Genomic DNA, 7,204 nt, shown 5'->3' with positions numbered 1-7,204 from the left:
CGCCGCCTGTTTTATGAGGCGGCGTTTTTATTTATTCAGCTGCGAGTGTTTTGCCGTCAGGGCGACGTTCCAGCAGTTCCTTCAGGAAGTGGCCGGTATAAGAACGCGGTTCGGCGACGATATCTTCCGGACGACCAACAGCAACGATCTCACCACCGCCGTCACCGCCTTCAGGACCCAGATCCAGCACCCAGTCCGCCGTTTTGATGACTTCGAGATTATGCTCGATAACAGCAACGGTGTTGCCCTGATCGACCAGTTCGTGCAGCACTTCCAGCAGTTTGGCAACGTCATGGAAATGAAGGCCGGTGGTTGGCTCATCAAGAATATACAGCGTCTTGCCGGTTGCGCGGCGTGATAGTTCCTTAGCGAGTTTAACGCGTTGGGCTTCACCGCCGGAGAGCGTGGTCGCCTGCTGGCCGATCTTGATATAGCCAAGACCGACGCGGTTCAGCGTTTCCATCTTGTCACGGATACTTGGCACCGCAGCGAAGAATTCCACACCTTCTTCAACCGTCATATCAAGAACATCGGCGATGCTCTTGCCTTTAAACAGAACTTCCAGTGTTTCGCGGTTGTAGCGTTTGCCGTTACAAACATCACAAGTCACGTAAACATCAGGCAGGAAGTGCATTTCAATCTTGATAACACCGTCACCCTGACAGGCCTCGCAGCGTCCGCCTTTGACGTTGAATGAGAAGCGTCCAGGCTGATACCCGCGTGCTTTTGCTTCCGGCAGACCGGCAAACCAGTCACGGATTGGTGTGAATGCACCGGTATAAGTTGCCGGATTGGAACGCGGTGTACGGCCGATTGGTGACTGATCGATATCAATGACCTTGTCCAGCAGTTCCAGACCTTCAATCCGGTCGTGTTCGGCTGGATGCTCGCGGGAGCCCATAATTTTACGTGAAGCAGCTTTATACAGGGTTTCGATCAGGAAGGTGGACTTACCGCCACCGGATACGCCGGTTACTGCGGTAAAGGTACCGAGCGGAATTTCACCGGTTACGTTTTTCAGATTATTGGCGCGGGCGCCGACAACCTTGATGCGTTTGGATTTGGTGATCTTGCGGCGCTCCGCCGGAACCATAACCTGCATTGCGCCGGACAGATATTTGCCGGTGATAGAATTTGGATTGTTTATCACTTCGGACGGTGTGCCCTTAGCAATAATCTGACCGCCATGAACACCGGCTGCCGGGCCGATATCAACGACATAGTCCGCAGTGAGGATGGCATCCTCATCATGCTCAACCACGATCACGGTATTGCCGAGATCACGCAGATGACGCAGTGTGTCAAGCAAACGGGCATTGTCGCGCTGATGCAAACCAATGGATGGTTCATCCAGCACATAGAGAACGCCGGTCAGGCCGGAGCCGATCTGCGAAGCCAGACGAATACGCTGGCTTTCACCACCGGAAAGCGTGCCGGAATTACGCGACAGTGACAGATAATCCAGCCCCACATCATTGAGGAAGCGCAGGCGCTCACGGATTTCTTTCAGAATACGGGCAGCAATTTCGTTCTGCTTGTCATTGAACTGCTGGTCAATCGTGCTGAACCACTGATCTGCATTACGGATCGACATTTCCGTTAACTGACCGATATGCATCATGCCGACTTTAACCGCCAGTGCTTCCGGTTTCAGGCGATAGCCTGCACAGGAAGGACAAGGTGTGGCCGACATATAGCGCTCAATCTCTTCACGCGACCAGTTGGAATCGGTTTCCTTCCAGCGGCGCTGCAGATTGGGAATAACACCTTCAAATGTCTTGGTTGTTTCGTAAGAGCGTGAGCCATCCTTATAAACAAAGGTAATTTCTTTGCCCTTTGTGCCGTGAAGCACAGCCTTTTGTGCATCTTCGCTCAAATCCTGCCATTTATCGGTCAGCTTGAAACCATAGGCTTTGCCCAGTGCTTCCAATGTCTGATTGTAATATGGCGATGAGGATTTTGCCCAAGGTGCGATTGCACCGTCTTTCATACGCAGAGTTTCATCCGGCACAATCAGGTTCGGGTCAATGGCCTGCTGAGAACCAAGACCGTCACAGGTCGGGCACGCACCAAACGGATTGTTGAAGGAGAACAGGCGCGGCTCAATCTCGGCAATGGTAAAACCGGAGACAGGGCAAGCAAACTTCTCCGAGAACAGCACGCGCTCATGGGTGTCATTCTTGGATTTATTGGCACTGTCTGCTGCAGTTTCTTCCGGTGGCAGCGGCTTATCCGCAAATTCTGCAATCGCCAGACCTTCAGCCAGTTGCAGACAGGTTTCCAGACTGTCGGCCAGACGCGAAGCCAGATCAGGACGCACCACAACGCGGTCAACCACCACATCAATATCGTGCTTGTATTTCTTATCCAGTGCCGGTGCGTCAGCTATTTCATAGAAAACACCGTCAATTTTGACACGCTGAAAGCCTTTTTTCTGCAGTTCAGCGAGTTCTTTGCGGTATTCACCCTTACGGCCGCGTACAATCGGCGCCATGATATAGAGGCGGGTGCCTTCTTCAAAAGCCATCACGCGGTCAACCATCTGGCTGACAGTCTGGCTTTCAATCGGCAGGCCGGTAGCAGGGGAGTAAGGTACGCCAACGCGTGCATAGAGCAGGCGCAGATAGTCGTAAATCTCGGTGACAGTACCAACTGTCGAGCGCGGGTTGCGGCTGGTGGTTTTCTGCTCAATGGAAATAGCCGGTGACAGACCGTCAATCTGGTCAACATCCGGCTTTTGCATCATTTCCAGAAACTGGCGTGCATAGGCTGAAAGACTTTCGACATAACGGCGCTGACCTTCAGCATAAATCGTGTCGAAAGCGAGCGATGATTTACCGGAACCGGACAGACCGGTCATGACAATCAGCTTGTCGCGCGGCAGATCAATATCAATATTTTTCAGATTATGTTCGCGGGCGCCGCGAATGGAAATAAATTTTTGATCGCTCATCAGCATTGTGCCTGCGGTTGGTGCGTAACAATTTGGCCGGAAACAGGAGAATGGCAGGATTTACAATGCCTCAGCCGAAACTCAGACATTTATATAGGTGTGCTCTGCTCAAACTCAATATTGACCGGATTTGTACTCTGTTTTGCGGAACCGCGCTGCACCAATGACAGTCCAGTTGCTCTCCCGCAATTTTGCAAAAGGTTATAGAACAAAATATGAACTTAAGTCCAGTCAGATTTTGGTTGTAATCGCAGCAAAGCAGAATTTCTTGTCTAGAGCGGTTTACGTCCAGATTGGATCATAGTACTCGCTCTAGATTCTTTATTTGGTCGCATTATCACGGGCGTCAAGTTGATCCAACTTGACTGTGAAATGCTCTAAGTTCATCAAATGACGATGTAATATAATGTGAAAACCTATCAGTTGACGATGCGCTGTCCTGAGAGCACACTGAAATCGTCTTCAGCATCAGCGGAGGAAAGGGATGTAAAGTCCCGAACAGCTGAAGACGGGCGAAAGCCCAGACAGGAACTTATACTGTTCCGCGCGAAACAGGAGGAATATAAGGATGAGTCCACCTGACCATGCATGACGATATTGTATCGTCGAAAAATAATGTTTTTTCTGAAACTACCGGATTTCTGTAAGGACTATCTGTGAAGATAGTATGTATAGAAAGATCAATGACTATATTCACCGGTCTGTGTGCTTCGGCAGCAAATCGCAGAATATAGGATTTGCTGAAAGTGGTAAGGTTCTGAAAATTATAGCTGAATGCTATATCTGCGGTTCAGAGCCAGACTGTCACAAATGAAAGTTGAAGTGTGGTTTTATTGAAAGAGCAACAATTTATCATTTCTGCAGATAACCTGCCTTTAAGGCAGCTTTCTGAAAGCTTGTCGGCGAATGACTACCGACAAAATGGGATGAACCCCAATCAAAAGCCCTGCGCGCCAAAATAAGTGAGCGGCAGGGCATTTTTGTATCTTGCATAAACTTATTGCCGAGGCAGATGTGCCTCTATCCTTTCTCATCTTCTCTCCCAACTTAGTAGTGATGCCATAAGCCTGCTGATAACGGCGGGATGAAAGCAATTGCGCGGATAAATTTGCGGTGCTTATATGCCCGTGGTGGTATCGGGGAGCATGACGACATACCGCCACGGAGGGTTCTCAAAAATCAGGGCAAAGACGCTGTGTTTTTGCCTGAAGACAGTTTGCGACAGCGGCGGCTCCTGCTTCTGGCGGAATTGTTTTGATTGCAGAATATGGAAATAATTTTAATGACAAGCATATCGCATAAACCGCGCGCACGTGATCTTGGTATTCCGTTTACAGGCACAACTGGCCCGAATAATGCCATTACCGATGTTGAAGGCGTGACGGTTGGTTATTCGACGATTATCGAGGGTGAGGGCAAGTTAGAGACCGGTAAAGGCCCTGCACGCACCGGCGTTACAGCCATTCTGCCACGGGGGAAGACATTCAATCCGGTTTTCTCCGGCTGGTATTCTCTCAACGGTAATGGCGAGATGACCGGCACAACATGGGTGGAGGAGAGCGGCTTTCTTGAGGGGCCGATAGCGATCACCAATACGCATAGCGTTGGCGTGGTGCGGGATTCTGTAGTTTCATGGCTGATTGATAATGATCTGACAGGGCCGCATTTCAAAGATCTTTACTGGCTGCTGCCGGTGGTAGCTGAAACATGGGACGGTATCCTGAACGATATCAACGGCATGCATGTGAAAAAAGAACATGTCTATGCCGCGCTGGATAATGCTGCTGGCGGTAGAATTGCAGAAGGTAATGTCGGCGGTGGCACTGGTATGAACCTGTTTCATTTTAAAGGCGGCACTGGCACATCCTCCCGTAAACTGAGCGATGAAGAGGGCGGTTATACGGTCGGCGTTTTGGTGCAGGGTAATTTCGGCAGACGACAGGATCTGATGATTGCTGGTGTTCCGGTCGGTGAGGAAATCACCGAGCTGATGCAGGATACATCATGGACGCGTGAGGAAAGCGGCTCGATTATCGTTGTCGTGGCAACGGATGCGCCGCTGCTGCCGCATCAATTGAAACGGCTGGCGCGTCGTGTGCCTGTTGGCATTGGTCGTGTCGGTGGTTTTGGTGCCAATGGCAGCGGTGATATTTTTATCGCGTTTTCAACGGCCAATCCTGATGCTTTTAGTCGCGAAGAGACTACACAAATGGAGATGGTTTCCAATAATAAAATGGATCCGCTCATTCAGGCTGCTGCTTTGGCAACCGAAGAGGCGATTATTAATGCGATGATTGCTGCGGAAACCATGAAAGGGCGCGACGATAATATCTCCTACGCACTTCCGCATGACCGGCTTGTTGAAGTTATGAAGAAGTATAACAGACACTCTGAATGAAATTTGTGACCGGGAGGCGGCTGAAAAGCCGCTTCTTTGTTGCGAACAGGGGCAGTTCGCTTTATTCGAGGCTCTAACAGCAGTTTTTTGCAGCAGAGATATTATGAATATTCACGACACCACGCTGAATGGCGGCACCCCCTCAACCGTGCAGGATAAAGCAGAACAATCTGCGCCGGTTTCCGATATCAGTCAGGAACTGGATGATTATGCATCCATGAGTGATGAGGATATGAGCGGCGACGGTTGTCATCCGCTGTTCCGCAATGTGCCGTCCTCGGTCGGGTTCAACAAGCTGCGCAAGCGCCTGCTGCGTCAGACCCGTCAGGCGATGGATGATTTCGCCATGGTGCGTCCAGGCGACCGCTGGCTGGTGGCACTGTCCGGCGGTAAGGATTCTTATGGACTTTTGGCGCTGCTGCTTGATCTGAAATGGCGTGGCTTACTGCCGGTTGATCTGATTGCCTGTAATCTTGATCAGGGACAGCCGAATTTTCCGAAACATATTCTGCCGGATTATCTGACTAAAAATCAGATTACCCATCGCATTGAATATCAGGACACCTATTCGATCGTGACGGATAAGGTGCCGGAAACCCAGACCTATTGTGCACTTTGCTCGCGACTGCGTCGCGGTAATCTCTACCGCGTTGCGCGTGAAGAGGGTTGCTCGGCGCTGGTGCTTGGTCATCACCGCGAAGATATTCTCGAAACCTTTTTCATGAATCTGTTCCACGGCGGCCGTCTGGCGTCGATGCCGCCGAAATTGCTGAATGATGAGGGCGATTTGCTGGTCTTGCGCCCGCTGGCCTATGCAGCGGAAGATGATCTGGCAAAATTTGCCACAGCGATGGAATTCCCGATCATTCCTTGTGATCTGTGCGGCAGTCAGGACGGTTTGCAGCGCAATATGATGAAGGCGATGCTAACCGATATTGAAAAGCGTATGCCGGGTCGTAAAGATACGATGATCCGCGCGCTGGCCAATGTGCGCCCGAGCCATTTGCTGGATCGTAAGATTTTTGATTTTGCGTCGCTGGTAGCGCCGGAACTATCCTCCTCCTCAGAAGAATAACGGAAGCAGACAATGTTTGATCATCGCGAGATTAACTGGCTGGCTGATTTGCTCAGCTCGACCGCTGATACTGAAATTCTGCCGCGCTTTCGCCGGCTGGACAGTGGCGATATCCGCCAGAAAACCTCGGCTGCTGATCTGGTGACTGAGGCTGATGTTAATTCGGAAAAGGTGATCACCGCTGCTCTGCGTGAGCGCTTTGCCGGTGCGATGATCGTTGGTGAAGAAGCCTGCAGTGACAATCCGGTGCTGTTGGATGGTCTGAATTCTGCGGATCTGGCTTTCACTATTGATCCGGTGGATGGCACATTCAATTTCGCATCCGGTGTGCCGCTGTTTGGTGTTATGCTCTCGGTTAATATCAAAGGCGAGACCGTTGCCGGTATTATCTATGACCCGATGGGGCGTGACTGGCTGATCGGCGTTAAAGGGGCGGGCAGCTATATTCGCCGTGCCGATGGCAGTGAACATAAAGTGCGTGTTGCTGACGCTCCGGCGCTCAAGGAAATGACCGGCTGTGTGTCATGGCAATATCTGCCGGAGCCGGATCGTACGCTGGTTGCCGGTAATCAGGCGAAGTTTCTCTCGCATCTCGGCTATCGCTGTGCAGCGCATGAATATCGCGTGATTGCCACCGGTTCTGCGCATTTCGCGGTTTATAACAAGCTGATGCCTTGGGATCATCTGCCCGGCAATCTGATCCATCAGGAAGCCGGTGGTTATACTGCGCGGCTTGACGGCAGTGCTTATAGACCGGGTCATGTTGATGGCGGTTTGA

At 51.0% G+C, this 7,204-nt stretch carries 4 protein-coding genes; 3 read left to right on the top strand and 1 reads right to left on the bottom strand.

Features of this window, described 5'->3' with window-relative positions:
• Positions 1-31 precede the first annotated feature (31 nt).
• Positions 32-2,953, bottom strand: coding sequence for an excinuclease ABC subunit UvrA (uvrA, locus tag A918_RS0113270; RefSeq protein WP_028233792.1), 2,922 nt, complete (start codon positions 2,951-2,953; stop codon positions 32-34).
• A 1,282-nt stretch (positions 2,954-4,235) separates the two neighbouring features.
• Between uvrA and A918_RS0113255 the strand changes: the two genes are divergently transcribed.
• From A918_RS0113255 to A918_RS0113245, 3 genes are all read left to right on the top strand, one after another.
• Complete coding sequence (locus tag A918_RS0113255; RefSeq protein ID WP_198013299.1) at positions 4,236-5,351, top strand: P1 family peptidase; 1,116 nt, start codon at positions 4,236-4,238, stop codon at positions 5,349-5,351.
• A 217-nt stretch (positions 5,352-5,568) separates the two neighbouring features.
• Positions 5,569-6,426 carry a tRNA 2-thiocytidine(32) synthetase TtcA gene (gene ttcA, locus A918_RS0113250; RefSeq protein ID WP_033316122.1) on the top strand — a complete coding sequence of 286 codons (858 nt, stop codon included), beginning with the start codon at positions 5,569-5,571 and terminating at the stop codon, positions 6,424-6,426.
• A gap of 12 nt (positions 6,427-6,438) precedes the next feature.
• Positions 6,439-7,204, top strand: a 766-nt coding sequence (locus tag A918_RS0113245; protein ID WP_022711533.1) for an inositol monophosphatase family protein, incomplete at its 3' end; no start/stop codon positions are given.

Source organism: Pseudochrobactrum sp. AO18b, assembly GCF_000409565.1.
GTDB lineage: Bacteria > Pseudomonadota > Alphaproteobacteria > Rhizobiales > Rhizobiaceae > Pseudochrobactrum > Pseudochrobactrum saccharolyticum.
This window is presented reverse-complemented; position numbering and strand designations above follow the sequence as displayed.

Excerpts from the sequence above, each read along its gene's own strand:
- uvrA (WP_028233792.1), bottom strand. The coding sequence starts at position 2,953 with ATGAGCGATCAAAAATTTATTTCCATTCGCGGCGCCCGCGAACATAAT.
- A918_RS0113255 (WP_198013299.1), top strand. The coding sequence starts at position 4,236 with ATGACAAGCATATCGCATAAACCGCGCGCACGTGATCTTGGTATTCCG.
- ttcA (WP_033316122.1), top strand. The coding sequence starts at position 5,569 with ATGAGTGATGAGGATATGAGCGGCGACGGTTGTCATCCGCTGTTCCGC.